This window comes from Nonomuraea sp. 3N208 (assembly GCF_052245935.1).
Lineage (GTDB): Bacteria > Actinomycetota > Actinomycetes > Streptosporangiales > Streptosporangiaceae > Nonomuraea.
This window is the reverse complement of the sequence record NZ_JBQQBR010000008.1, coordinates 172,079-196,577: the sequence shown is the minus strand read 5'-3', so window position 1 is coordinate 196,577 and position 24,499 is coordinate 172,079. Positions and strand designations below refer to the sequence as shown.

Below are 24,499 nucleotides of genomic sequence, written 5' to 3'. Positions count from 1 at the left end.
TCCTGGATCTTTGAAGCCGCAGGGCACGAGATGGGATGAGCATGGAGCCCCAGCTGGTCAAGTCCGCCGAGCGGACGGTACGCATCCTGGAAGTCCTGGCCGAGTCGCACGACACCTTGACGCTGTCGGAGCTCCAGCAGCGCACCGGGTTCCCGCGCAGCAGCCTGCACGCCCTCATGCGCACGCTGGTCGAGCTCAACTGGGTCGAGACCGACTCAGGCAGGTCCGCGTTCGGGATCGGGCCGCACGCGCTGCTGACCGGCACCGCGTACCTGGACAAGGATCCCGCGCTGCCGTTCGCCCAGGAGATGCTGGAGGACTTGCGGGACGAGATCGGGCGTACCGTGCACTTCGCCCGCAGGGACGGCGGGCACGTGCTCTACCTGGCGACCAGGGAGTCGCGCGAGGCCGCGCACGTGATCCCCAGGGTGGGCCGGCGACTGCCCGCCCACGTCACGGCGCTCGGCCAGGTGCTGCTCGCCCAGCTCACCGACGACGAGGTCGTGGCGCTGCTGCCCGAGCCGCTGACCGCACTCACCCAGCACACGATCACCGACCTGGCCAAGCTCACCGGCGAGCTGGACCAGGTCCGCACCCGGGGCTGGTCCTACGAACGCGAGCAGGGCACGCCTGGCGTGGCCTGCGTGGCCGTGGCGGTCGACTACCGCATCCCGGCCACGGACGCGATCAGCTGCTCGATGCCCGCCGGTCTCCCGCCCGCCGACGTCGAGCGGATCACCGAAGCGGTGATCAAACACACCCGCAAGCTGGCTGCCACTCTGCGCAGGGAGGGCATCCGCTAGAAAGGACTGTTGATGCGGCTAGATGGTGTTCTCTTCTTTCCGGTGACCCCCTTCGGGGCCGATGGGGAGCTGGCCGAACCGGTGCTCGCCCGGCACGTCGCCGACGGGGTCGCGGCGGGGGCCGGAGGAGTGTTCACCGCGTGCGGCACCGGTGAGTTCAACGCCCTCGATCTCGGCGAATACAGCCGGGTGGTGGCCACGTCCGTCGCCGCCACCGAGGGGCGCGCCCCCGTCTTCGCCGGGGCCGGTGGCACACTGCCGGCCGCCAAGGCGATCGCCGGCGCCGCCGCCGCCCAGGGCGCCGACGGGCTCCTGCTGCTGCCTCCCTACCTGGTCACCGGCCCCGCCCAGGGGCTGGTGCGGTGGGTGCGGGAGGTGGCCGAGTCCGTCGGGCTGCCGATCATCATCTATCAGCGGGGCACGGCGCGTTTCACACCCGAGGCCGTGGCGTCGCTGGCGCAGCTGCCCAACGTCGTGGGCTTCAAGGACGGGCTCGGGGACTTCGACCTGCTGCAGCGCATCATCCTGACCGTACGGCAGGCCACCGACAAGGAGTTCACGTTCTTCAATGGGCTGCCGACCGCCGAGTTCACCGTGCCCGCGTACCGGGGTATCGGCGTGAACCTGTATTCGAGCGCGGTGTTCGCCTTCGCGCCCGAGATCGCGCTGGCCTTCTACAAGGCGGTGACGGGCGGGGACGAGGTGCTGGTGCAGCGCCTGCTCACCAGGTTCTACCTGCCGCTGGTGGAGCTGCGGGACCTCGTGCCCGGTTATGCGGTCTCCCTGGTGAAGGCGGGGGTGCGGCTGCGCGGGCTGGACGTAGGGGGTGTCCGGGCGCCGCTGGTGGATCCGGCGCCGGAACACGTGGCGGCATTGGAGCAGATCATCGCCACCGGACTGGAGATCGCCGGAGCGTGACCTCTGCCGGAGGCGGCCTCTGCACCACCTCCGGCCTTGCGGTCTAGTGCTCGGAGGTGACCCCCTTGAGCCACCTCCGAGCTCTCATACCTGCAGACGCCCATCCACCCGTCGCGGAATGGAGAGCGGATTGTCGTCCTTCAGCTCGTCCGGCAGCAACTCCGCCGGCCAGTCCTGGTACGCGGTCGGGGCCACCCAGCGGTCGATGGCCGTGGCCCCGACGGAGGTGTGCGTCGTGGTGGCGGCAGGCCAGGGGCCGCCGTGCTGCATCGCCCAGCACACGGCCACCCCGGTCGGCCACCCGTTCCAGATGAGCCGTCCGGCCCTTCGCCCGAGCACCTCCACGACCTCGCCGGCCTCGTCGGCGTCGGTGCCGTGGACGGTGGCGGTCAGCGAGCCGTCCAGCCGCTCGAGCACGGGCCGCAGATCGGAAATTTCGCGATATGTCACCACGATCGAGGCGGGCCCGAAGCACTCCTCGCCGATCTCCGGCAACTTCCCCGCGAACGTGTCCAGATCCGTGGTGAACACCTTCGGCGTGACCGCCCAGCCGCCCTCGCCCGGCTTGCCCTCGGCCAGCAGCTGCAGCTGCCCCAGCCGTTCGACACCGCCCAGGTATCCGTCCCTGATCCGCTCGGCCAGCATGGGCCCGCCGCTGGTCCCCTCGACGGCCTGCACCAAGGCCTTGCGCAGCTCGTCGTTCTCCGGGACGAACATGAGCCCGGGATTCGTGCAGAACTGCCCGACCCCCAGCGTCAGCGAACCCGCGAACCCGGTGGCCACCCCCTCCGCCGGCGCGGACGGCAGCACGACCACGGGGTTGACGCTGCCCAGCTCGCCGAAGAACGGGATCGGCACCTCCCGCTCGTCGATCAGCTTCTGGATGGCCTTCCCGCCCGCCACGGACCCGGTGAACCCGGCCGCGACCACCGACGGGTGCTTCACGAGGTCGATCCCCGCCTGCATGCCCTGCACGAGACCCAGCAGGTCCGGGTACGGGAGCGCGTTCCGCACGATCTTCGCCACCCGCTCGGAGGTGTTCGGATGACCGGGATGCGCCTTGACGACCACCGGGCAGCCGGCGGCCAGCGCGGAGGCGGTGTCGCCGCCGGCCACGGAGAACGCGAACGGGAAGTTGCTGGCAGAGAACACGGCGACGACGCCGGGCAGCGGGTGCTTCATCCGCCGCACGTCGGGCCGGGGCGGCGTCAGCGACGGGTCGGCGTGGTCGATGATGGCCTCGACGTACGCGCCGTCCCTGAGGACCTGGGCGAAGAGCCTGAACTGCCCGGCCGTGCGGGCGACCTCGCCGCGCAAGCGCACCTCGCCGAGCGCGGTCTCCTCGTCGGCGAGCTGCCACAGCTCGTCCACGTGCGCGGCCAGGGCGTCGGCGACCGCCTCGAGCGCGAGCGCCCGCTCGGCCGCCGGCGTCGACCGCCAGGCCTGGCCGGCCGCGGCCGCGGCAGAAACGATCATATCGACCCCGGCGCTGTCGGTCTCTGGCAGGGCGGCGCCCACGGTCTCGCCGGTCCTGGGGTCGTGTCCGTAGATCATCGAATGGCCCTTCGGAGTCTTGACACTTCTTCAGCCTGATTCTTACAGTTTTGGCAACTTGTCCACAAATCTGGCTATTGTTCACATATATGGACGGCGGTTGTATGATCATCAGGGAGATCCGCGTCACACCCGTTGCCTTCCGGGATCCACCCCTTCTGAACGCCGCCGGGGTCCACGAACCATGGGCCCTCCGTACCATTGTCGAGGTCGTCACGGACGAGGGCCTGACCGGGCTCGGTGAGACGTACGGCGATCTCGAGCACCTCGGCAAGATACGCGAGTGCGCGCAGTCCCTGATCGGACTCGACGTACACGCCGTGAACACGATGTACGAGCGGATCAACGCGCTCGTCGGCGACGTGGTGACCGACCTGCACGGCCTGACCGGCGTCGCCACCAAGGAGAAGAGCGTCGACCGGGTTTTCGCCGCCTTCGAGGTGGCCTGCCTGGACATTCGCGGCAAGGCGGCCGGCGTGCCGGTCGTCGACCTGCTCGGCGGCCGGGTCAGGGACGCGGTGCCGTACAGCGCGTACCTCTTCTACAAATGGGCCGGCCACCCGGGCGAGGAGCCGGACAGGTTCGGCGCGGCGCTGGACGAGGCGGGCGTCGTCGAGCAGGCCGCGCTGCTGATCAAGGAGTACGGCTTCACATCGATCAAGCTCAAGGGCGGTGTCTTCCCACCCGACCAGGAGATCGCCGCGATCAAGGCCCTGTACGAGGCCTTTCCCGGCGTGCCGCTCCGTCTGGACCCCAACGCCGCCTGGACCGTCGAGACCTCGATCCGCGTCGGCCGCGAACTCGAAGGCACCCTCCAATACCTGGAGGACCCCACGCCCGGCATTTCCGGCATGGCGGAGGTCGCCGCCGCCGTCCCCATGCCCCTCGCCACGAACATGTGCGTAGTCACCCCGGAGCATCTGCCGCCCGCCATCGCCTCCAGCGCGATCGGCGTTCTCCTCCTGGACCACCACTACTGGGGCGGCCTCGTACGTTCCGCGCACATCGCCGCCCTCTGCGACACGTTCGGACTGTCGCTGTCCATGCACTCCAACTCCCACCTCGGCATCAGTCTCGCCGCCATGACCCACCTGGCCGCCGCCACCCCGAACCTCACCTTCGCCTGCGACACCCACACCCCGTGGCAGGACGGTCAGGACGTGATCGTGCCGGGCGGCCTCCGCTTCGTCGGCGGCGCCGTCCCCGTTCCCACCGGCCCCGGCCTCGGTGTGGAGCTGGACCGGGATGCGCTGGCCCGCATGCACGAGCAGTACGAGAAGTGCGGGGTCGTGGCGCGGGACGACACGACGTACATGCAGCGCTTCGAACCCGGCTTCACGGCGCAGAGACCCCGCTGGTGACCGCGCCCCACGCCCTCGGCGGCCCGCGGCCTCATCGGCCGACGGCCACGCGCCCGGCTGCCCCTTGCCATCAGCCCTCCGCCGAACATCGCCGGCAGCCCACCACCCCTGCTCCTCCCACCGAGCCCCTTCGATGAAGGCCACGCGGCACTTCACGCCCGGCCCTTCCACCAGGAGACCCCGCCGATGAACCTCGCCTACGTCTACCCCTGGGACGTCGTCGGCGACCCCTCCGCCCCCGAGCGCCTGGCCGCGCTGGGCGTGGACGCGGTCGCTCTGGCGGCCAGCTACCACTCCACGCGTGCCGCCACGCCGTACCATCCGTCACACCGTGTCCTGGACGTGCCCTATCCGGCCTTCTACCTCCCGATCCGCCCATCCTCCTGGGCCCGACTGGTCCCCGCCGGCCCGGTCTGGACCCCTGCCGACGCGTACCTCCAGGCCAGGGACGCCCTGAAAGCCGTCGGCCTCCAAGTCCACGCCTGGACCGTCCTCACCCACAACTCTCACCTGGGCGCCGCCAACCCCGACCTGGTCGTCCGCAATGCCTTCGGCGATCCGTACCCGTACGCGCTCTGCCCGGCCCACGAGGACGTCATCGAGTACTGCGAACGTCTCGTCCAGGAAATCCTGTCCGTCGGCGAACCGGACGGCCTGATCCTGGAAGCCTGTGGACCGCTGGGCTTCGGCCACCAGAGCGTCCACGAGAAGACCTCCGGCGCGGACTGGACCTCCGTGGACGCGGACCTGCTGTCCCTGTGCTTCTGCGCTGCCTGCGCCCCCCGCTACCCCGAGCCCACCCGAACCCGAGTCCGCGCCACCGTAGACCGCACCCCGCCACCTCCCACAGGGAGCACGTCGGCCCCCCACCCCGCCAGCGCCAGGAGCACGTCGGCCCCGCATCCCACCACCGTCGAGGAGGCCCTCGGCCCCTTGGCCGACGAGGTCCGCACCATCCGCGTCGGCCTGTCCACCTCCCTCCGGGAACGCCTGATCGCCGTATCCAAGAGGACCGCCCCGAACACCCCCATCACCCTGCACGCCAACCCGGACCCGTGGGCCGCGGGCGCATTCGCCCCACTCCCCGCGGGCGAACCGGGCGCGGACGTGCTGGTGGCCAACTGCTGGGGCGACCCCGCCACGGACGCCGCCCGCCTGACCCGCCTGACGGAACTGTCCACTCCTGACCAGCGCGTGGGCGCTTACGTCCTGGCGCTCCCACCCCGCCCCGCCGACCCCGCCGTCCTGGCCGACCACCTCAGGACGTACGCCAAGGCAGGCGCGACGGAGTTCCACCTGTACCACGCCGGTCTCGCCTCCCGAGAACGCCTGACCGCTCTCACGAAGGCCCTTCGCCAAACTACGTAGCGGAGTCGTACTGGGGAAACCGCCCGCCTTGAGCCCCGGCACTGGCACGGGTCCGGGGCTCAAACCAGTCACGCGCGCGGGCTTCCCTCCCGCAGCAGGCGATCGACCTCGAGTTGTAGGTCGTGCCCTCTGCGCCGCTGGGCCTCCAACCTCTCCACCGTCAAGCTGAGCCGACTTGACGCACTCTTACGCATCGCCGAGTTGACGCGCTCGCTAGCGCGGGGGCGAAGACCGCAATCTCGTCACCGAACACCAGCGACACCGATGGTCCCGGTGTGATTTTCTCCCCCGCCCCGCGAGCGCCAAAGGCCAGAACATCCCCACAAGCCCCGATCGGCACCGTCTTGTCCGGGGGAGGAAAACCACCCTCGGTGGGATACGGCTCGCCTCAGCGTTCTCTCATGCCAACGCCCTAGGTCACCATCGCGAGCCACCCCAGATGGGCACCTCCGAACGGCCCCTTCCGCTCCCCAACCGCGTCAACCAACCACCGCGCACAGCCCTCCGCGTGCGCGATCACTTCAGGCGGATAGCCGAGCAACACCTGATGCTCGGCGAACTCGTCCTCGTCATCGACAAAGATCCGCCCGTCCTCCGTCCGAATGACATCGAGATCGAGGTCGACCATGGTCACCTCGCCGTCCCTCCACTCCGGAACGGTGGTGACATCGACGTAGATCTCACTCCAATGCGGCGGCGAGTAGAACGCCGCCGTCCACCAGGCGTCTCTGGGGAACAACATGATCGCGGCCCGCTCCCAAGTGACCGGCGGCTCTTCCCCTCTGCGAGCCAGGGTCCCACTGGGCACCACGACCCACACGCCATGCTCGTCCTGACCAAGAACCCGACCTGGATGATTCCAGTGCAACGCCCCGCCGTACTTCCGATACACGATCCGTACGTCACTCACACAAGGAACGTATCCATCGCGAACTCCTCGCAAGCCCTCCAGTCATCCACGGCGGCAGCAGCAGCACCGTAGATCCAAGGACCGCCTCAACCCGCAGCGGAAACCAGCCCGCTCTCATATGCGGCGATGACCAGTTGCGCCCGATCCCGCGCCTCCAGCTTGGCCAGCAACCGGGTGATATGCGTCTTCACCGTCGCCATGCCGACCTGAAGACGATCGGCGATCTCATGATTCGACAGCCCCCGCGCGATCAAGGTCAACACCTCCCGCTCCCGCTCGGTCACCCCGTCCAGCCCCTTGACCCGCGGCACGGCAGGAGTACGCGCGAACTGCTCGATCAGCCTGCGCGTCACCGTAGGCGCCAGCAACGCCTCCCCACCCGCGACCACCCGAATGGCAGCCAGCAGATCGGCCGGCGGAGTGTCCTTCAGCAAGAACCCGCTGGCACCGGCGCGCAACGCATCGTAGACATACGCATCCAGGTCGAACATGGTCACCACGAGAACCCGAGAGACGTCCTTGATCCGCCGAGTAGCCTCGATCCCATCCATCTCCGGCATACGCACGTCCATCAGCACCACATCGGGACGCTGCTCCATCGCAACGGACACAGCCTCCACCCCAGTAGCGGCTTCACCCACCACGGCCAGATCGGGTTCGGAGTCCACCAGCACCCTGAAACTCCCTCGGAGCAACGCCTGATCGTCGGCGATGACGACCCGGATCACGCACCCTCCCCGTAGGGCAACCGGGCAAAGACCCGAAAACCGCGCCCAGGGAGCCTCCCGGCCTCGAATGTCCCGCCGTACACCATGACCCGCTCCCGCATCCCGATCAGCCCATGCCCGTCCGCTCCCGCAGGCAACATACGCCGTCCTGGCCCGTCATCGATCACCTCGATCCGCACATCGCTCCCATCAGCGACAACGGACACCCGGCATCGAGCAGGTGCGGCGTGCTTGACGACATTGGTCAGCGCCTCCTGCACGATCCGATAAACCGCCAGCTCCACCCCCTCAGGCAACCGCACTCTCCCAGAAACCCCACACCCTGAGGAACCGCCACCGTCGTGGCCCGACACGCCACCACCGTCGTAGACATCGCCCACATGGGCTTCACCGTCTCCCTCCTCCGTTCCACGTCCGGCCTGATCGCCGTCTCTCTCCCCCCTGCCACGTCCGGCCTGATCGCCGTCTCTCTCCCCCCTGCCACCGCCGGCTCGAACGCCGTCCCGCTCTCCCACCTGAAGCTCGAACTGCACGTCCACCCCTGCCGACCGAGTCCGCTGCACCAAGCCTTCCAACCCGCCGAGTCCCGGCGCGGGCCCCAGCTGGGGCACCTCAGCAGACCTGAGCACACCCAGCAGATGCCGCATCTCAACCAACGCGCTCCTGCTGACGGTCTCGATCACACGCAGAGCGTCATGCGCCTCCTCCGGCCTGGTCGCCATCACATGATTGGCCACACCGGCCTTGACCGCGATCAGCCCGACGCTGTGGGTGACGACGTCGTGAAGCTCCCGGGCGATGCGTAACCGCTCCCCTGTCACCGCCTGGGCCGCCAGCCGCTCGGCGTCGCGCGCCGCATACAGCCTCCGCTCGTACACAGCCCGCCCGATCGTCCAGGCGCTGCCCAACGCCGCGATCCCCAAGAGCGGCTGGTCGAGGTGCAAGACCCACTCTGGAGCGCCCTGTCTAGGCGTGCCCGCCACAGCCAGCCCGCCCACGGTGACAAGGCTCAGCACTCCTATGGCCGACGCCGGAACCAGGCTGCCGGCCTTGTCGCTCAAGGCGACGACATAGAGCACGTACGCGGGCGCGAAATAGGGAAACCCCACGGCGCCGATCACTCCTGCGACGATCGCGAGCACCAGCGTGAAAAGGAAGACAGGCAGCGGCCACACCCTCCGCAGCGCCAGCGGCAGCCCCAACGCGGCAGGAAGCATGATCCTCGCCCAAGGCGGCAGCGCCGTCGCACCGGCCGCCGAGGTGAAGAACACGAAGCCGACGGCCAACCCCGCCATCAGATCAAGCAAGATCAGCTGGCCGCGGCTCAGCCGCCTCGCGAAGAACGGGTGGGTGTCGTCCACGCGTTGAACCGTAGCCGCTACGGCCGGCTCGCCACGTCAACCCACGGTCTGACCTTGAAGTTCGAACCCTGGTCCGACGCGCCGACGACCCTCCGCCCCGCATGATTTTCGCGTGATCGAACTCCACCACCTCACCAAGCGCTATCGCGACACACTCGCCGTGGACGACCTGTCCTTTAGGGTCGAGCCCGGCCACGTGACCGGCTTCCTCGGCCCCAACGGCGCAGGCAAGTCCACCACGATGCGCCTGATCCTCGGCCTCGACGCCCCGACGTCCGGCCAGGCACTGGTCAACGGGCGCCGTTACACAACGCTCAGCAAACCCATGCACGAGGTCGGCGCGCTCCTGGACGCCGGCGCCGTCCACGGCGGCCGCAGTGCCTACAACCACCTGCTCTGCCTGGCCCGTACCAACGACATCAGCGCCACACGCGTCGCCGAGGTGCTGGAGCAGGTCGGCCTCGCCGGCGTGGCACGCAAGCGCGTGGGCGGATTCTCTCTCGGCATGCAACAACGACTCGGCATCGCCGCCGCATTACTGGGCGACCCCGGCGTGCTCATGTTCGACGAGCCAGTCAACGGCCTCGACCCCGACGGGGTGCGCTGGATCCGCGGCCTTCTGCGCTCCCTGGCCGCCGAGGGCCGGACGATCCTGCTCTCCAGCCATCTGATGAGCGAGATGGCCCTCACCGCCGAGCGCATCGTCATCGTCGGCCGCGGCAAGCTGATCGCCGAGTCCACTGTCGCCGAGCTGACCGCCCGCTACCCATCCCTGGAAGACGCCTACATCGCCCTCACCGCAGACAGCGTGCAATACGGAGCTGCCCGGTCAACGACCCCGGCGTAAACGCCGGGGCTTGAGGTGCGGCACCGCTGACATCTCAAGCCCGCATTGACCAGCCCTAGTCATCATCACCTATGGGAGGTGCGATCCAGATGGCTACGTTCAACGCAAGACAGCAGACCCACCAGCGAATGCTTCCTCAGTTCGCTGCTCTGGAATCCGTGGGAGCAGACAACCCGGGTCGGGACGAAACGGCCCACGGACACGACGGCGCCGCCGTCGTACCTGGCGTTGGACATGGGAGAGGGGAGACCGTACGACAGGCACCGGCCGTGCGGCGTCACCCCGACCCGGAGCAGTCCGGGAAGGGCGGCAGGGTCCTTACAGACCCATACGTTTTCGTGCTCGATCGCGATGGGAAACCGTTGCAGCCCTGCCGGCCCAGCCGGGCCCGGCAGCTCCTCAAAGCGGGTCGGGCGCTGGTGGTCCGGCACACCCCATTCGTCATCCGCCTCACCGACCGCACGGTGGCCGATTCCACGCTCCACGGCGTCGAACTCGGTATCGATCCCGGTTCCCGGCACACCGGGATCAGCGTGTTCACCACCGCCCCGGATGGCGCAAGCCGCGGCGGGAAGTACAGCGTCCAGCTCGACCACCGGGGCGGCACGATCCGCGACAGGCTCAGCGCCCGGGCCGCCTACCGGCGCGGCAGGAGGTCGCGGAACCTGCGCTACCGCGCCCCCCGCTTCAACAACCGCACCAAGCCGAAGGGCCGGCTCGCGCCGTCCCTGCGGCACCGGGTGGACACCACCATGTCGTGGGTGGCCCGGCTGAGGCGGTGGGCTCCGGTCACCGCAGTCCACATGGAAGGCGTGTCGTTCGACACCCACGCCATGTCGGCGGGCAGGCCACTCCAAAGCGCCGAGTACCAACAGAGCACGCTGGCCGGCTACGAGGTCCGCCAATACCTGCTGGACAAGTGGGGCCGCGCCTGCGCCTACTGCGGCAAGGGCGGCGTTCCCCTCCAGATCGAGCACATCCACCCCAAGGCGCGGGGCGGCTCCGACCGGATCTCGAACCTGACGCTGGCGTGCCAGCGGTGCAACCAGGCCAAGAACACCACACCGATCGAGACGTTCCTGAAGAGCAAGCCCACGCTCCTGGCGCGCATCCTCAAGCAGGCCAAGGCCCCGCTGCGAGACGCGACGGCGGTCAACACCACCAGGTGGGCGCTGTGGCGGGCGCTTACGGCGACGGGTCTGCCCGTGGCCACCGCATCCGGCGGGCGTACCAAGTGGAACCGCTCCCGCACCAACGCGCCGAAGTCCCACACCCTGGACGCCCTGCACGTCGGAACCCTCGACACGGTGACCGGGTGGCCGTCCCGGCTCCTGGTGGTGGCCTGCACCGGGCGCGGCACCTACGCCCGCACCCGCACCGACAAGTACGGCTTTCCCAGGCTACGACTTCCCCGCCTCAAGCAGGTCCACGGGTTCGCGACCGGCGACCTGGTCCGAGCCGTCGTACCGAGCGGCAAGCACACCGGAACCCACACCGGACGGGTCGCGGTCCGCTCCACCAGCAGCTTCAACATCACCACCGCGACCGGAACCCGCCAAGGCATCAACCATAAGCACGTCCGTCTGCTCCAGAGAGCGGACGGTTACGGCTACACCACCACCAAGGAGAGCACCGTTGAACCCGACCCGTCAGGGCACGCTCAGGCCCTTGGGGGCCTTCCCGCTCCCGTTTCCTCTCCGGCCTGAAGGCCGGAGTATCCACGGGAGATCCTGATGAAGGCAGTGCTATCGGCGGAGTGGTTGAAGCTGCGCTCGGTGACCTCGACGTATCACGCGATCGGCACAGCGGCTCTCACGGTGGTCATCGGCGTGGCGTGGACGCTGTATGTAGGCAGCCTCGCCGACGAACGCGGATCACTACGGGCGGCGGCGCCGGAAGAGGGTTTCCTCCCACTCGTCCAGATCAGCCTCGCGGTTCTCGGAGTGCTCGCGATCACGAACGAATACGCGACCGGCATGATCCGCACCAGCCTCATCACCGTCCCGAAGCGCGGCACATTACTTCTGGCCAAGGCCGGCATCGTGGGCCTGACCACGTTCGCGGCCGCGAACGCCATCCTTCTGGTCACGTATTCGGCGAGCCGCCTGATCGCGAACGGCCGCCACCTGGGTTTCAACGACACCTCTTTCGCCGACGACCTGCCCAAACTGCTGGCGTCGGGCTTGTCGGTGACTGCGCTGGCATTGGTGGGCCTCGGCCTCGGCGCCGCCATCCGATCAACGGCAGGAGCGATCGTGTCGGTCGTGGCCCTGCTGTTCGTCTTACCTGGCGCCGTCAACTACCTCCCCCCGCCGTGGAACACTCGCGTGGCCGCGCTCCTTCTGCCCAACCTCGTTCCGCAGATAGCGGACGAACGCCTGTCCACTCGCCTCGGCGAGGGATTCCTGCCTCCATGGGCGGCACTCACCGTGCTGGTCGCGTACCCGATCGTCGCTCTCGCCACCGGCTACTACCTCCTCACTCGGAGAGACGCTTGACCATGCCCGTCAACGACAAGCCCCGCTCCCGTCCCCACCACAAGGCCCACAAGGCCCCCCACGCCAATGCGATCGACAAGGCCGCATCCGGCCTCCCTGCGGCAGGACACACGGCCTTTGCTACCGCGGAACGGACACCCGCATGAGCGTCCTCGCTGCGGAATGGCTGAAGGTACGCTCGATCCGCTCAACGTACTTGATCATTGGGCTCAGCCTCGGCGCCATCCTCCTAGGCCTTGCACTCGCGGTGATGGCCGCCGGCATGTATGACAGCGCTCCCCCGGAGAAACGGCCCAGCGCCCGGATCGCCGACCTGGAGGAAGTCGTGGTGATCGTGCCCCAGTTGTGCATGGGCATCCTCGGCACGCTCACCATGACGTCGGAATACGTCACCGGCTTGATCAGAACGAGCCTGACCGTCGTGCCCCGGCGCTGGCCCGTGCTCACCGCCAAAGCCACGATTGTCGGCACCCTGGGACTGATCGTCGGTACGACTACGGTCTTCGGGACGTACGCCGTCTCGCGATGGACCCTGGGCGACCGTTTCTCGGGAGCCTACGCCACCGCGTTCCTGGACAGACTCCCACTCCTGGCCACCACCAGCCTCACGGTCCCGGTGTTCGCGCTGCTCGGCCTGGGCCTGGGTGCCCTGCTGCGCTCCACTGCCGCCGCCATCGCGATCACGGCGGGGCTCGTCTATGTGATCCCCATCATCGTCGGCAACGTCCCGGAGCCCTGGAGCGAGCGCCTCGGCTCGGTCATGATCGGAGCGCTCGCCCGCCAGATCACCGGCGACGGCAACGCCTCCTCGGTGTACGGCTCGCTCCTGTCGCCGGCCGCGGCCGCCGCGGTGCTGATCGCCTACGCGGCACTCCCACTGTTGGCCGCCATCTGGCTGCTACGCCGGAGAGATGCCTGAAATGCACCGCGGACCCTCCATTGGTACGGCAGACAGGATCCGCCTGCCGCACCATCAGGAAGTCAGAAGCTTCAGACCTCGACCACCACGGGAATGATCATCGGCCGACGGCGATAGGTGTCGCTAACCCAACGCCCGACCGTGCGCCGGACCACCCGGCGGATCTCCTGAATGTCGATCACACCGTCAGCGGCCTTCTCCTCGAGGGCCCGCTGGATCTGCGGAATGAACTGCTCGAACTGCATGGGGTCGATGCCGGACCCACGCGCGTGAATCTCGGGCCCCGCAGTGAGCTTGCCCGTGTTCGAGTCCACCACGACGACTACGGATATAAATCCTTCGTCGCCTAGGATCCTGCGGTCTTTCAGCGATGTGTCCGTGATCTCCCCTACGGAGGTGCCGTCCACGTAGACGTACCCCGCGTGTACCGCACCGACGATCTTCGCCCTGCCATCGACCAGGTCCACCACGACTCCGTCCTCGGCGATCACAATGTGATCGTCGGGGACGCCGGTGAGGGCGGCGAGCTTGGCGTGGGCACGCAGGTGCCGCCACTCGCCGTGCACAGGCATGAAGTTCGAGGGGCGGGTCAGGTTGAGGACGTAGAGGAGCTCGCCCGCGGCCGCGTGGCCGGAGACGTGCACCTTGGCGTTGCCCTTGTGGACCACGCGGGCGCCCCACCTGGTCAAACCGTTGATCACCTTGTTGACCGCGGTCTCGTTCCCGGGCACCAGCGACGAGGCCAGCAGCACGGTGTCGCCCTTGGCGATGCGGATCGGATGATCGCGGTTGGCCATCCTGGACAGCGCCGCCATCGGCTCGCCCTGCGACCCGGTGCAGATCAGCACCACGTCCTGCGGCGGCCACTCCTCGATGTCGCGCGAGTCGACGATCAGCTCCGGCGGCACTTTGAGATAGCCGAGGTCGCGGGCCACGCCCATGTTGCGCACCATGGATCGGCCGACCAGCGCGACCTTGCGGCGGTGCTTGGCGGCGGCGTCCATGACCTGCTGGATGCGGTGCACGTGCGAGGCGAAGCTGGCCACGATGACCCGCTGCTCGGAGGTGCGGATCACCTCGTCGATGACCGGCGCGATCTCCCGCTCGCTGGTGACGAAGCCCGGCACCTCGGAGTTGGTGGAGTCGGACATCAGCAGGTCGACGCCCTCGGTGCCGAGCCTGGCGAAGCCGCCGAGGTCGGTGAGACGCCCGTCGCTCGGCAACTGGTCCATGCGGAAGTCGCCGGTGTGCAGGACGATGCCGGCCGGAGTTCTGATCGCCACGGCCAGGGCATCGGGGATCGAGTGGTTGACCGCGAGGAACTCGCAGTCGAAAGGCCCGAAGACGTGCCGTTCGCCCTCGACGACCTCGTGCTTGGTCGGCTGGATCCGGTGCTCGGTGAGCTTGGCCTCGATCAGGGCCAGCGTGAGCCTGGATCCGATGAGCGGGATGTCGCGCCGCTCGCGCAGCAGATACGGCACCGCCCCGATGTGGTCCTCATGGGCGTGCGTCAGCACCACGGCCTCGACGTCGTCGAGCCGGTCCCTGATGTATTCGAAGTCGGGCAGGATGAGGTCGACGCCCGGCTGCTCGGGGTCGGGGAACAACACCCCACAGTCGACGATCAGCAGGCGGCCGTCGTATTCGAAGACGGCCATGTTTCTGCCGATCTCCCCCAGCCCGCCGAGCGCGACGATGCGCAGGCCGCCTTCAGGCAGTGTCGGCGGGGGGCCAAGCTCAGGATGCGGATGGCTCATGCCTCGCCCCCACAGTGAAATCGTGTGCTCAAAACTCCCGGTTCCTCCCCGTTCTCATGCGTCTGTCAACTTCACCCCGCCGGCTACCAGGCAAGCACGCAGCTCGGCGATTTGCTTCTCTGTGGCGTCCACGAGCGGCAGCCGTACCGGACCGACCGGCACGCCGACCATGCTCAGCGCCGCCTTTGCCATGATCGCGCCCCCGGCGCGCAGCATGATCCCGTCCACCACGGGGGCCACCTGGCTGTGTATCGCGAGGGCCTGGGCGACGTCGCCGTTCTTGTGCAGGCGGATCATACGCGACAACTGGGCACCCACCACGTGCCCGACGACGCTGACGAACCCGGCCGCGCCGAGCGAGAGCCAGGCGAGGTTGAGCAGGTCGTCGCCGGAGTAGAAGGCGAGGTTTGTGGCCGTCATCACCTGACTGCCGGCGAACAGGTCGCCCTTGGCATCCTTCACGGCCACGATGCGCTCGTGCTGTGCGAGCCTGATCAGGGTCTCCGTCTTGATCGGTACACCGCTCCGCCCCGGAATGTCGTACAGCATCACGGGGAGGTCGGTCGCGTCGGCGACGGCGGAGAAGTGCCTGTACAACCCCTCCTGCGGGGGCTTGTTGTAGTACGGCGTCACCACGAGCAGCCCGTGTGCGCCGGCACGCGCCGCCTGCTTCGCGAGCTCGACACTATGGCGGGTGTCGTTGGTGCCCGCGCCGGCCACCACGGTCGCGCGATCGCCGACCGCGTCGAGGACGGCGCTGACGATGCGCTGCTTCTCCTCGTCCGAGGTGGTGGGCGACTCACCGGTCGTCCCATTCACGATCAAACCGTCGTTGCCCTGCTCATCCACCAGATAGGTGGCAAGACTGCGCACAGCGACGTAATCGACCTCGCCGTCGGGGGTGAACGGCGTGACCATCGCGGTCAGCATGCGGCCGAAAGGTGCGTCCGTGGTTCCAGTTGGCGATGCCATAGTGCGAACGCTACCTGGATTCGGAAATCCATTGGACGCCGCCACCCCGCTTTGCCTGCCTGGAGCCGCTCATTGGCCCCCTTCTCCGGCATTTCGCCGCCCGCTTCGCCAACGACGTACCCTCAGCCCACCCCTCAACCATCGACCCTCGTGGCCGCGCGCCGCCACGCACACTTCCAAGATCAAGTAACGGCAGCGTTCGGCCAACCATACGTACGTAATGGACCCCATCCGCGGACGGAGCCCTACCTGAGCAGTTCGATCTGATATCTGATGAAGCCCCGGTTCTCGCCCACTTTGTCGTACAGACGGCGAGCCGTGCTGTTCGACTCATGGGTGTTCCAGTACACGCGTGAGCAGCCGCGCTCCCGCGCCCACCCGCTCACGGTTTCGATCAACGCCCCCGCCACACCCCTGCCGCGCACGTCCGGCGCAGTGAACAAGTCCTGCAGGTAGCAGACGTCGACGTCAGGCGCCGATGTGTTGCCATGAGTGAGGAAATGCGTGATCCCGACAAGCCTCCCATCCAGCCTCGCCCCGAGGGCATGCAGCCGAGCGTCCGCCTGGAACTCCGCCCATGCCCGGTCGTACATCTCGTCCGGCTCGCTCCGCTCGTAGAAGTCGATGTACGCGCGGAACAGGCCTTCCCAGGCGTTCCGATCGGATGGAAGGAGTTTGCCGATAGTGATCACTAGGCCTCCCCAGGCAGGGCGCAAGGTTGAATAAGACCGCCACAACGTAGGAGAGAACGGCCCTCCGCACTACGGCCACTCTGCGGCGATCCGGGCTGACCACTTGCCCACCGCGCCTCCGGGCGAATCCCGCCACCGTGACGGGCCGCCGCATGCCCCACAACCGATCACCCAAGACCTCCGGCCCCGGGACCCCATCGCCAGCCGAAGGGCGGACATTGGAAGAGGTCGCCGATATGTGCTCGGGGGTACACACATCGACGACCTCTACCGGAGAATCGGCACCCCTTACATCTGCGTTACAGGGTTTCTCGGATAATTTTCCACCATGGCAAAGTTGGGGCTCCAACTACCATCGATGACGGTCGGTTACCTGCCGAATACGGCAACATAGGGCAACGCCTCACACGAACCCCCAGGGATGGACTAGTGGCCACCTCAGATCCGGTCTACCTGCGTGTCGTCGAAGACATCCGGCGACAGATAACCGACGGCAGCCTTCCCCCGGGCGCGCCCATTCCCTCGCGCGCGCAGCTGACCCGCAAGTATCAGGTCGGCGAGACCGCTGCCCGTCATGCTCTACGCGTGCTGGCGGGCGAGGGCCTCATCATCGGCCGCGTCGGCTCCGGCCATTACGTCAGGGAACGCCCCGACCTGACAACGTTGCACCGATGGCGTTACCTCGATCACCCCACCCCGTTCGCGGCCGACCTGCAGTCACAGGGCAGACGCGTGACCTGGGATTGGCACAGCGAGCCGATCGACGCGGGACCCGACATCGCCAGACGGCTCCGTCTCAAAGAGACGACCCCGCTCACGAAAACCCGGTACGTCTACCGGGCCGACGGCAGACCCCTCCAGCTCGCCACTTCCTATGAGCCGCTGGAGTTCGCCGCTCACTCCGAGGAACGGCGGAGCCTGGTCGCGAGAATGTACGCGCACGGCATCAAGATCACCGAGGTCGTGGAGAGCGTGCACACCCGCGTGCCGCGGCCCGCCGAGAGCGACGCGCTGGACCTCGCGGCGGGCGTACATGTGCTGCATGTCGAACGCACCCATTGGGCGGGTGATCGCCCCGTAGAGACGAGCGACATCGTCATCCCGGGCGACCGATTCCGGGTCACGTACAGCATGCCCGTCTAAAACGGAAGGCTCCGGGTAGGCCCGCCTCCCCGCCCGGAGCCTCCGCCCCGTCCACCCGAGTCCGCTTCCCCGCCCATCCGACGAGAACCACCCAGCGGCCTGTCACCCGTCCGGCCAGAACCCGCATCCCACCGAAGCGGATCTCCGCGACAGCGGGATAACGCTGGAGCCGCCCACCCGTACGAGCGCCTCTCCATCGACTGCACGCAGCGTCATCGGTCGGGCTACTCCGCCATCGAAAAGATGATCTTGCTGCGACTGTGGCCATCCGCGAAGTCCTGGTAGGCCTGCGCCGCGTCGGGGAGCGGATATCGGCAACTGACCGCGTCGGGCAGCGTCCCGTCGATCGCCCGGAGGCAAGGGCCGGCAATGTGTCGCCACCTGTAGTCGCTCCCCGCCTCAGGCGGACTGGTATCGACCCTGCTGGAAGGCATGCTCGTCCAGGCGCTCACGTGATGGCCGGACTACGGACGCCCGATGCCGCCCGCGGAAATCGCCAACCAGACAGGCCGTCTGGCCACCGCCCTCATCACCGAGGCCGGCAACTTTCCCTCGCGACCAGGACGGCTACCCCATTTGCACCGAATGCGCAGGTCAGAGATTGTCGGAGCGCGTTGATACAACGGTCGCGGAGGTTGCCGATGCGACTCAAGGACCTGTCCAAACACGACCGACCCCGCGAACGGCTCATGTCCAACGGCGCGACCGCCCTGGCAGACAGGGAGCTGCTGGCCGTGCTGCTCGGCTCGGGATTCCGCGGCTCGAGCGCCCTCGACCTGGCCACCCAAGTGATCGACCACTGCGGAGACTTGGACGGGCTCGGCCGCGCCGACCCGCATCGGCTGCTGACCGTGCCGGGCGTCGGCCCGGCCAAGGCCGCGAGGGTCACCGCGGCCTTCCATCTCGCGCGGCGGGCGAAGGCCTGGCCCGAGCGGGAGCGCATCACCAACACGACCGACCTGGCCAACCAATGCGCCGCGCTCCTGCACGGCCATAGCCAGGAGCGCCTCGTCATGGTGGTGTGCGACACCGGCGGCCGCGTATTGAAACGCTCGGTCGTGACCGAGGGCGGCGCCGACCACACGGCGATGCCGATCCGAGAGATGATCACGGAGGTTCTCACCGCGGGCGGCGCGATCTTCGGCCTCGCCCACAACCACCCGAGCGGCTCCCTCGATCCGAGCGCCGCCGATGTAGAGGCGACGTCACGCCTCATCGAGGCCGCGGAAACAGTCGGCCTGCGACTCCTCGACCACCTGATCATCACAGACGCCGCTTGGAGACGTATCCCCATCTAAACCCATTCCACCCACCCACCGAACATCAAAGGGAATGATCCGTGCATAGCGCCGAACAGCAGTTTTCCAAGCACAGCCCATGAGAACCTAATGGCGCGGGTAGGCCGATACGGACGTCAGCCGGCCATTACTCGTCGTGGCGTGGTCCTGTGCCTCCTGGCAGGCTCGGGGCCAGGTCCACGCTTCCGCGCCAACCCCAGGCGGGGCGTATTTCGGTCGCGTCGGCGGTTCCCTTTGGCCGGGGCGCTTCGCCTGGGGTTGCGCGAAAGCACACAGTGCGTGAAGAACAGCGGCTTCACGCGCTTTGGCAGGGGTGCCCGCATGCGGCAAATCTGTGCAGTTGCCCCAATCCGGCCCCCTGCCACTCCTCATCCCCCTAATCGAGATAAACGGCGCTTGGCCGAATTCACGGTCAATCGACACACCTTATCTACCTTTGCCTGAAATTTGGATGAGGCTCCGAGATGGTGACTGGCCAAGAATAAGCCATCGGTCAGATTTTATTGCGAGAAAACTCTGGCGACGTCACGATTCCTACGGCCATCACAGATCACCTTCGACCTTGAATCGTTGCTATTCGAAGAGTTCATGCGATGGCCAGTCTGGCTCTGGTCTTCCAAAACCGGCGCCACCAGCACGGACGTGGACCGCTGCTGGCAGGCATTCCTGCGCAGATTCGACCTGGAGCACACCTACCGATTCTGGAAACAAACCCTCGGCTGGACCCGGCCCAAGGTCCGCGCCGCCCAAGCCGCCGACCGCTGGACCTGGCTGCTCATCATCGCCCACACCCAGCTGCGTCTGGGGCGCCAGCTGACCGAGGACCTGCGTCATCCGTGGGAGAAACCGGCCTCGTTAGGTCAGCTCACTCCCGCCCGGGTCCGGCGCGGGTTTCGGAACCTGCTTCCGGCACTCGCCCAGCCGGCCAGTGCACCCAAACCCTCCATGGCCGGCCCCGGACGCCCATCCGGCATCCCCAACCGTCGGCTCGCCACCCGCTACGACGTCGGCAAAACCGTCAAACGTGGCCGCACCCTCGCAGCACTACAACAACCCGGAGGATAAAGAACAAGCTGAGGTCGGGTCGCCCGAGGGGATCTCACCCTTGGGCGACCCGACCTCAGGCTTGAGCGCCCCAGCCCGTACGCCGCCCTCGCGAACGATCTCGTCGAGTGTGGCCAGGGTGACGAAGAGGAGGTCATAGAAGATCCGTAGGCCGTGGGGAGAGGTGCACCGGCAGGCGCGGCGCTCTGAGACACCCCTGCCGGGAACAGACAGGCGCAGCCTGGAGAACCTGTCCAAGTGAACGGGCACGGCATGGAGGCCGCGAACCCGTGAAACATGGCTTTGTGCAGCGCCCTCAGATCCCTTGATCACAAAGCCACGCATCCCGGCTCGGCGGCAGCAAGAGAGCCGGGGGACAGCGATCAGCAGGCCAAGCCCTCCACCAAGCTGGTCCACACGATCAAACACTTGGCGTACCGGGTCGGCGCGTTCTCGTCGATCACGGTCTTATCGCCGATTCGGCGGACTCTACGGATGAAGAAGAGGCCGCCGGCCTGGCACAGCTCATAGAACGTTGGCTGACAGTCGCACGTGTAGTCCCGAACCCGTACGCGCTCGTGACGCGGCGCCACGGGATACCACTTCACCACTGTGCTGGGGGCACGCAACACCGGCACGTGAACTCCGAGACACCGGTCCTCTGGGATCGAAGAACGTTGAGGCATGCGCTGATGCTACGTCTGGTTGTCTTCTTCTGTCTACTCATAAAGAGCGCTCTGTCTAAGTGGACAGCATGATATGAGCCTCGTTGTACCTCTTGGCCTATGTTGCCTATGTGCTCGACTACGACGGGGACACCCACATCTACATCCAGATCGCCGACATCCTCCGGCACCGGGTCTCTGGACTCTCGTCCGGCCACCCCGTGCCCAGCGAGGCCGACATCCAGCAGGAGTTCGGGGTCGCCAGGACCACCGCCAGACGAGCTATTCACGTACTGCGCGAGGAAGGGCTCGTCTACACCGTTCAGGGCGAAGGGGCTTTCGTCGGCACACCCGAGGAAGCCCCGCGTAAGAAGCGGAAAGTCCCGTTCTACCAGCAAATCGCGACAGACATCGCCGAACAGATCAAGGCCGGAGAATTCCAGGTGCGACGCCCCATACCGGGCGAGTCGGCGCTGGTGGAGCAGTACGGCGTCGCCCGCGAAACCGTGCGGCGGGCCATGGCGCTGTTGCGGGAGCAGGGCTGGATCTACACCGTCGCCCAGCGAGGCAGTTACGTCGCCCCACGGGAGTCGTGGCCCCAGGTCTAAGTTTACTCATCTGCTTGTATCGACACGTCTAGGATATGAGCATGCTCGACCGTGGTGGGCCCATACCGCTCTACATCCAGGTCGCCGAGCTGATCCAGGAACAGATCACCAGCGGCGAGTTGCGACCCGGCGAAGCCGTGCTGAGCGAGGCGGCCATGGAAGCGGAGTTCGACATCGCACGCACCACCGCGCGAAACGTGGCGCGAGAGCTCCGCAGGCGTCAACTCGTTCATACCGTGCAAGGCGAGGGCACGTTTGTCGGACCGCCCGGTGTGCCGCGTGTGAACCTGGCGAGAGCCATGTATGTGACCATCGCCGACGACATCGCCGCTCGGATCAGACGCGGCGAGTTCCGGCCGAACCGGGCCATCCCGAGCGAGAAGGTGTTGATGCGGTGGCACGGGGTTGCCAAGGTCACCGCCCGTCAGGCGGTCGCTCGTCTGCGGGAGCAGGGGTGGGTTTTCACCGTCCCGTACCGCGGCACCTACGTGTCAGATCCAGAGAAGTGGCCCGACGAATAACCCCAATCATCGACAACGCGGAACCACAGGCAGACCACCCTGGAGGAGTCGTCCACCGTATGGCTCTGGCGGGCCCAGTAGCGGCTGTGGCCTTCTCGCCAGTCTTCGACCGAGCGGTTCCCTCCGTCCGCCGCCCTCCGTCCGCCGCCCTCCGCCCTCCGCCTGGGCGAACTCCCACGTGACCCGAGGGCGAGCTGCCCGGCGGTGGCGGTTTTCTAGCCCGCCAGGACCAGGTGGGCCAGGCGGGTGCGGAGGCGCCGGGCGTACCGAATTCGAGGACTCTGAGCCCGTCGATGCGAGGCCGCATGGCGGCCAATCCTAGAAGACCGGGATGATCTCTTCCGGATCGATGAACTCGACCGGTACGCCTTCCAGGTCCAGTTCGGGAATGGCAGGGAAGGCGATACCCCAGCGTTCCACGATGGCGCGGATCTTGGCCATGGCAACGCGCCAGTTCTCGGCCTGTTCCTCGTACGACAAGACGCCCAGTCCCGCGTCCCTGGCGTGGTTCATAAGGACGCGGTGGTTGGGGAGGAAGTAGGGCGGCAGTTCCCAGAAGCCCCCGGGAGGCTCCCAGAGGATCATGCTGAGGAAGACGAAGCCGGCTCTGAGCTGGCGGGTGATGAGGGTCCGGGTCTCGTCCGTCAGCCCCGGCCACTCATTTTCCAGAATGGTCATGCAAATCTGGAGATGGCGGGACTCGTCGCGGCCGATGCGCTGGAACATCTCGCTGAAGACCGGATGCTGGGTGCCTGACGCCATGCCCCTGAACAGCGTCGAGGCGGCCATCTCGCCCATCATGAAACTGGTGAAGAGCACCGGGAGCGAGTATTTGCCCACGGCCGACGTATAGCCGTTCCAGTAGCGGCCGCCGTTGTGGTAGAGCCAGCCGATGTTGTTGTGTGCGGCCGATTCGAGGTCGTCCGACGGGGTCCAGTTGAGTGGGCCGCCCGGCCAGAGTTTGGCTATGGTGCGCTGGCAGCACTCCTCGTGGTTCATCTCGTCGCGAGTGATGGAGAAGAAGCACTTCCTGACCGGGTCCTCTTCGTGTTTCTCGAAGGCCTGGATCGTGGCGCGGGCGAAAACGGCCGGTCCCGAGGCGTCGAAGTTGGCCAGGACGGCGAACCAGTACATGATCCCGAGGCGCTGCTCCCGGGTGAAGTCCTCCGCGTTGAGGCCATCCCAGGAGAGGTCGGCCGGGTTCCAGACCATGCGCTTGGACTTCTCGTAGATCGCGGCGAGCTTCTCCGTCTCGACGCGCCATTCCATGGGATAGATGTTGGGCTGCGGGATTTCCGGCGCAGGCCAGAAGCCGCCCTCTGGGATCGTGAGGTCCGCCATTGTTGTGACACCTCCTCCCCCAATCCTGCGGGGCGGCGTCACGGCTTTCAAGTACGGGCGCGCTGGGTGATGGCCACGCAGACGAGCACGGCCAGTGCCGCGGCCACGGTGACCAGGCCGAATCTCTCGCCCATGAGGAACCAGGCCAAGAGGAGGGTCAGGAGGGGCTGGGTGAGCTGGGTCTGGCCGGCTCTGGCGATGCCGCCCTTGGCCAGGCCCGCGTACCAAGGGAAGAAGCCCAGGAACATGGAGATGACCGCTACGTACGCGAAGCCCGCTATCGCGTGGGGTGTAAAGGTGGTGGGAGTGGTCACGGCGAGAAAGGCCGTTATCGGGGCCGTCAGGGGGAGGGAGAGGACAAGGGTGTGGGAGATCACCTGCCAGCCCGGACGGTCGCGGGACAGGCGGCCGCCTTCCGTGTAGCCGATCGCGGCTGAGATCAGGGCGGCGAGGAGGAGCAGATCAGGCCAGGATGCGCTGCCCTGGTGCTGGGTGAGGGTGAACGTGGTGATGGCGACGGCGCCGGCCGCGCACGCTGCCCAGAAGAGAGGGCGGGGGCGTTCGCCTGCTCTGAGTACCGCGCAGACCGCTGTGGCGGCGGGGAGGAGTGCGATGACCACGGCGGCGTGGGCGGTGCTCGCCCCCAGGGCCAAGGCCAGGCCACTGAACACGGGGAAGCCGAACACCACGCCGAGGGAGATCAGAGCGTACGCGGGCCAGAGGGGTCTTGGCGGGAGGAGTGGGGTGTTGGTGGCTTTCAGGCAGATCAGGGCCAGCACGCCGGCGATGGCGGCTCGGCCGATCGCGACCAGCCAGGGGTCGAAGCCCTCCATGGCGTAGACGGTCGCCGGGAACGAGCCGGAGAAGGCCAAGACGCCAAGGAACGCCAGGGCCGTGCCTCGACGACGGTGACGGCGGCTGTCGTGGGTGGGTTCGCTGCGGGGCTGAGCGTCGTCGAGACTGTCGCGCGACTCCGCCTCATCGTGGCCGCTGCGGACCTGCGCCTCGTCGTACGTGTCGCGGGGCTGCGCGCCATGGGGGCTGGTGCGGGGTTGCGCGTCATCAGGGCCGGTGCGGGGTTGCGCGTCGCGGGGTAGCCGGACTGTGCGGTGGCGCGGGAAAGCGTCGCGTCGCTGGCGGCCGTCGTGGAGTGAGACAGCGAAGACGGGGGCGGGGAGAGCGTGGCCGGCC

Annotated in this window: 22 protein-coding genes and 1 pseudogene; 14 read left to right on the top strand and 9 right to left on the bottom strand. The window is 67.5% G+C overall.

Annotation, left to right across the window (positions count from 1 at the left end; translation table 11 throughout):
• The first annotated feature begins 35 nt into the window (after positions 1–35).
• Positions 36–803 carry an IclR family transcriptional regulator gene (locus tag ACTWPT_RS14520; RefSeq protein ID WP_443177870.1) on the top strand — a complete coding sequence of 256 codons (768 nt, stop codon included), beginning with the start codon at positions 36–38 and terminating at the stop codon, positions 801–803.
• Between the two features lie 12 nt (positions 804–815).
• On the top strand, positions 816–1,721 hold the full coding sequence (locus ACTWPT_RS14515; RefSeq protein ID WP_443177869.1) for a 5-dehydro-4-deoxyglucarate dehydratase: 906 nt from the start codon (positions 816–818) through the stop codon (positions 1,719–1,721).
• Between the two features lie 84 nt (positions 1,722–1,805).
• Here the strand turns inward: ACTWPT_RS14515 and ACTWPT_RS14510 are convergent, their stop codons facing one another.
• Positions 1,806–3,275, bottom strand: a complete 1,470-nt coding sequence (locus ACTWPT_RS14510) for an aldehyde dehydrogenase (NADP(+)) (protein ID WP_443177868.1) — start codon at positions 3,273–3,275, stop codon at positions 1,806–1,808.
• Positions 3,276–3,379: 104 nt separating this feature from the next.
• Here ACTWPT_RS14510 and ACTWPT_RS14505 point away from each other — a divergent pair, with 104 nt between their 5' ends.
• Positions 3,380–4,636, top strand: a complete 1,257-nt coding sequence (locus ACTWPT_RS14505) for a glucarate dehydratase family protein (RefSeq protein WP_443177867.1) — start codon at positions 3,380–3,382, stop codon at positions 4,634–4,636.
• 186 nt (positions 4,637–4,822) lie between these two features.
• Positions 4,823–6,004: a hypothetical protein gene (locus ACTWPT_RS14500; protein ID WP_443177866.1), complete on the top strand. Its 1,182-nt coding sequence runs from the start codon at positions 4,823–4,825 to the stop codon at positions 6,002–6,004.
• 412 nt (positions 6,005–6,416) lie between these two features.
• Here the strand turns inward: ACTWPT_RS14500 and ACTWPT_RS14495 are convergent, their stop codons facing one another.
• From ACTWPT_RS14495 to ACTWPT_RS14485, 3 genes are all read right to left on the bottom strand, one after another.
• Positions 6,417–6,914: a DUF402 domain-containing protein gene (locus ACTWPT_RS14495; protein ID WP_443177865.1), complete on the bottom strand. Its 498-nt coding sequence runs from the start codon at positions 6,912–6,914 to the stop codon at positions 6,417–6,419.
• 86 nt (positions 6,915–7,000) lie between these two features.
• Positions 7,001–7,642, bottom strand: coding sequence for a response regulator (locus tag ACTWPT_RS14490; protein WP_443177864.1), 642 nt, complete (start codon positions 7,640–7,642; stop codon positions 7,001–7,003).
• A complete protein-coding gene (locus ACTWPT_RS14485; protein WP_443177863.1) occupies positions 7,639–9,003 on the bottom strand; it encodes a sensor histidine kinase in 1,365 nt (454 codons plus the stop codon). The genes ACTWPT_RS14490 and ACTWPT_RS14485 overlap by 4 nt, the downstream gene beginning before the upstream one ends.
• Before the next feature lie 112 nt (positions 9,004–9,115).
• Between ACTWPT_RS14485 and ACTWPT_RS14480 the strand changes: the two are divergent.
• The 4 genes and pseudogenes from ACTWPT_RS14480 to ACTWPT_RS14465 all read left to right on the top strand — a co-directional run.
• Positions 9,116–9,769 (top strand): annotated as a pseudogene (locus ACTWPT_RS14480) (ABC transporter ATP-binding protein); the annotation flags it as partial.
• Between the two features lie 419 nt (positions 9,770–10,188).
• Entirely contained in the window at positions 10,189–11,556 is a 1,368-nt protein-coding gene (gene iscB, locus ACTWPT_RS14475) for an RNA-guided endonuclease IscB (protein ID WP_443177862.1), read from the top strand.
• 27 nt (positions 11,557–11,583) lie between these two features.
• Positions 11,584–12,348, top strand: coding sequence for an ABC transporter permease (locus ACTWPT_RS14470; protein WP_443177861.1), 765 nt, complete (start codon positions 11,584–11,586; stop codon positions 12,346–12,348).
• 142 nt (positions 12,349–12,490) lie between these two features.
• Positions 12,491–13,267 carry an ABC transporter permease subunit gene (locus tag ACTWPT_RS14465; RefSeq protein ID WP_443177860.1) on the top strand — a complete coding sequence of 259 codons (777 nt, stop codon included), beginning with the start codon at positions 12,491–12,493 and terminating at the stop codon, positions 13,265–13,267.
• A gap of 71 nt (positions 13,268–13,338) precedes the next feature.
• On the opposite strand, the gene ACTWPT_RS14460 is transcribed toward ACTWPT_RS14465, so the two are convergent.
• From ACTWPT_RS14460 to ACTWPT_RS14450, 3 genes are all read right to left on the bottom strand, one after another.
• Positions 13,339–15,024: a ribonuclease J gene (locus ACTWPT_RS14460; protein ID WP_443177859.1), complete on the bottom strand. Its 1,686-nt coding sequence runs from the start codon at positions 15,022–15,024 to the stop codon at positions 13,339–13,341.
• Positions 15,025–15,078: 54 nt separating this feature from the next.
• The gene (gene dapA / locus ACTWPT_RS14455) at positions 15,079–15,996 is read right to left on the bottom strand and encodes a 4-hydroxy-tetrahydrodipicolinate synthase (RefSeq protein ID WP_443177858.1); all 918 of its coding nucleotides are present in this window, start codon (positions 15,994–15,996) and stop codon (positions 15,079–15,081) included.
• A gap of 245 nt (positions 15,997–16,241) precedes the next feature.
• Entirely contained in the window at positions 16,242–16,688 is a 447-nt protein-coding gene (locus ACTWPT_RS14450) for a GNAT family N-acetyltransferase (RefSeq protein ID WP_443177857.1), read from the bottom strand.
• Positions 16,689–17,117: 429 nt separating this feature from the next.
• On the opposite strand from ACTWPT_RS14450, the gene ACTWPT_RS14445 reads away from it, so the two are divergent.
• The 5 genes from ACTWPT_RS14445 to ACTWPT_RS14425 all read left to right on the top strand — a co-directional run bounded on the left by ACTWPT_RS14445 (position 17,118) and on the right by ACTWPT_RS14425 (position 21,967).
• A complete protein-coding gene (locus ACTWPT_RS14445; protein ID WP_443177856.1) occupies positions 17,118–17,831 on the top strand; it encodes a GntR family transcriptional regulator in 714 nt (237 codons plus the stop codon).
• Between the two features lie 641 nt (positions 17,832–18,472).
• Complete coding sequence (locus ACTWPT_RS14440; RefSeq protein ID WP_443177855.1) at positions 18,473–19,129, top strand: JAB domain-containing protein; 657 nt, start codon at positions 18,473–18,475, stop codon at positions 19,127–19,129.
• A 588-nt stretch (positions 19,130–19,717) separates the two neighbouring features.
• A complete protein-coding gene (locus tag ACTWPT_RS14435; RefSeq protein WP_443177854.1) occupies positions 19,718–20,194 on the top strand; it encodes a hypothetical protein in 477 nt (158 codons plus the stop codon).
• 775 nt (positions 20,195–20,969) lie between these two features.
• On the top strand, positions 20,970–21,446 hold the full coding sequence (locus ACTWPT_RS14430; RefSeq protein ID WP_443177853.1) for a GntR family transcriptional regulator: 477 nt from the start codon (positions 20,970–20,972) through the stop codon (positions 21,444–21,446).
• Between the two features lie 41 nt (positions 21,447–21,487).
• Positions 21,488–21,967, top strand: a complete 480-nt coding sequence (locus tag ACTWPT_RS14425) for a GntR family transcriptional regulator (RefSeq protein ID WP_443177852.1) — start codon at positions 21,488–21,490, stop codon at positions 21,965–21,967.
• Positions 21,968–22,285: 318 nt separating this feature from the next.
• On the opposite strand, the gene ACTWPT_RS14420 is transcribed toward ACTWPT_RS14425, so the two are convergent.
• Complete coding sequence (locus ACTWPT_RS14420) at positions 22,286–23,308, bottom strand: hypothetical protein (protein ID WP_443177851.1); 1,023 nt, start codon at positions 23,306–23,308, stop codon at positions 22,286–22,288.
• Between the two features lie 47 nt (positions 23,309–23,355).
• The gene (locus ACTWPT_RS14415; RefSeq protein WP_443177996.1) at positions 23,356–24,198 is read right to left on the bottom strand and encodes a DMT family transporter; all 843 of its coding nucleotides are present in this window, start codon (positions 24,196–24,198) and stop codon (positions 23,356–23,358) included.
• Between the two features lie 33 nt (positions 24,199–24,231).
• On the opposite strand from ACTWPT_RS14415, the gene ACTWPT_RS14410 reads away from it, so the two are divergent.
• A complete protein-coding gene (locus ACTWPT_RS14410; RefSeq protein ID WP_443178004.1) occupies positions 24,232–24,405 on the top strand; it encodes a hypothetical protein in 174 nt (57 codons plus the stop codon).
• The last annotated feature ends 94 nt before the right edge of the window (positions 24,406–24,499 follow it).

What these genes read in the sequence shown, in the direction of transcription:
- ACTWPT_RS14515 (WP_443177869.1), top strand. Translation starts at nt 816, where the DNA reads ATGCGGCTAGATGGTGTTCTCTTCTTTCCGGTGACCCCCTTCGGGGCC.
- dapA (WP_443177858.1), bottom strand. Translation starts at nt 15,996, where the DNA reads ATGGCATCGCCAACTGGAACCACGGACGCACCTTTCGGCCGCATGCTG.
- ACTWPT_RS14470 (WP_443177861.1), top strand. Translation starts at nt 11,584, where the DNA reads ATGAAGGCAGTGCTATCGGCGGAGTGGTTGAAGCTGCGCTCGGTGACC.
- ACTWPT_RS14435 (WP_443177854.1), top strand. Translation starts at nt 19,718, where the DNA reads ATGCGATGGCCAGTCTGGCTCTGGTCTTCCAAAACCGGCGCCACCAGC.
- ACTWPT_RS14460 (WP_443177859.1), bottom strand. Translation starts at nt 15,024, where the DNA reads ATGAGCCATCCGCATCCTGAGCTTGGCCCCCCGCCGACACTGCCTGAA.
- ACTWPT_RS14500 (WP_443177866.1), top strand. Translation starts at nt 4,823, where the DNA reads ATGAACCTCGCCTACGTCTACCCCTGGGACGTCGTCGGCGACCCCTCC.
- ACTWPT_RS14505 (WP_443177867.1), top strand. Translation starts at nt 3,380, where the DNA reads ATGATCATCAGGGAGATCCGCGTCACACCCGTTGCCTTCCGGGATCCA.
- ACTWPT_RS14425 (WP_443177852.1), top strand. Translation starts at nt 21,488, where the DNA reads ATGCTCGACCGTGGTGGGCCCATACCGCTCTACATCCAGGTCGCCGAG.
- ACTWPT_RS14465 (WP_443177860.1), top strand. Translation starts at nt 12,491, where the DNA reads ATGAGCGTCCTCGCTGCGGAATGGCTGAAGGTACGCTCGATCCGCTCA.
- ACTWPT_RS14440 (WP_443177855.1), top strand. Translation starts at nt 18,473, where the DNA reads ATGCGACTCAAGGACCTGTCCAAACACGACCGACCCCGCGAACGGCTC.
- ACTWPT_RS14420 (WP_443177851.1), bottom strand. Translation starts at nt 23,308, where the DNA reads ATGGCGGACCTCACGATCCCAGAGGGCGGCTTCTGGCCTGCGCCGGAA.
- ACTWPT_RS14520 (WP_443177870.1), top strand. Translation starts at nt 36, where the DNA reads ATGAGCATGGAGCCCCAGCTGGTCAAGTCCGCCGAGCGGACGGTACGC.
- ACTWPT_RS14510 (WP_443177868.1), bottom strand. Translation starts at nt 3,275, where the DNA reads ATGATCTACGGACACGACCCCAGGACCGGCGAGACCGTGGGCGCCGCC.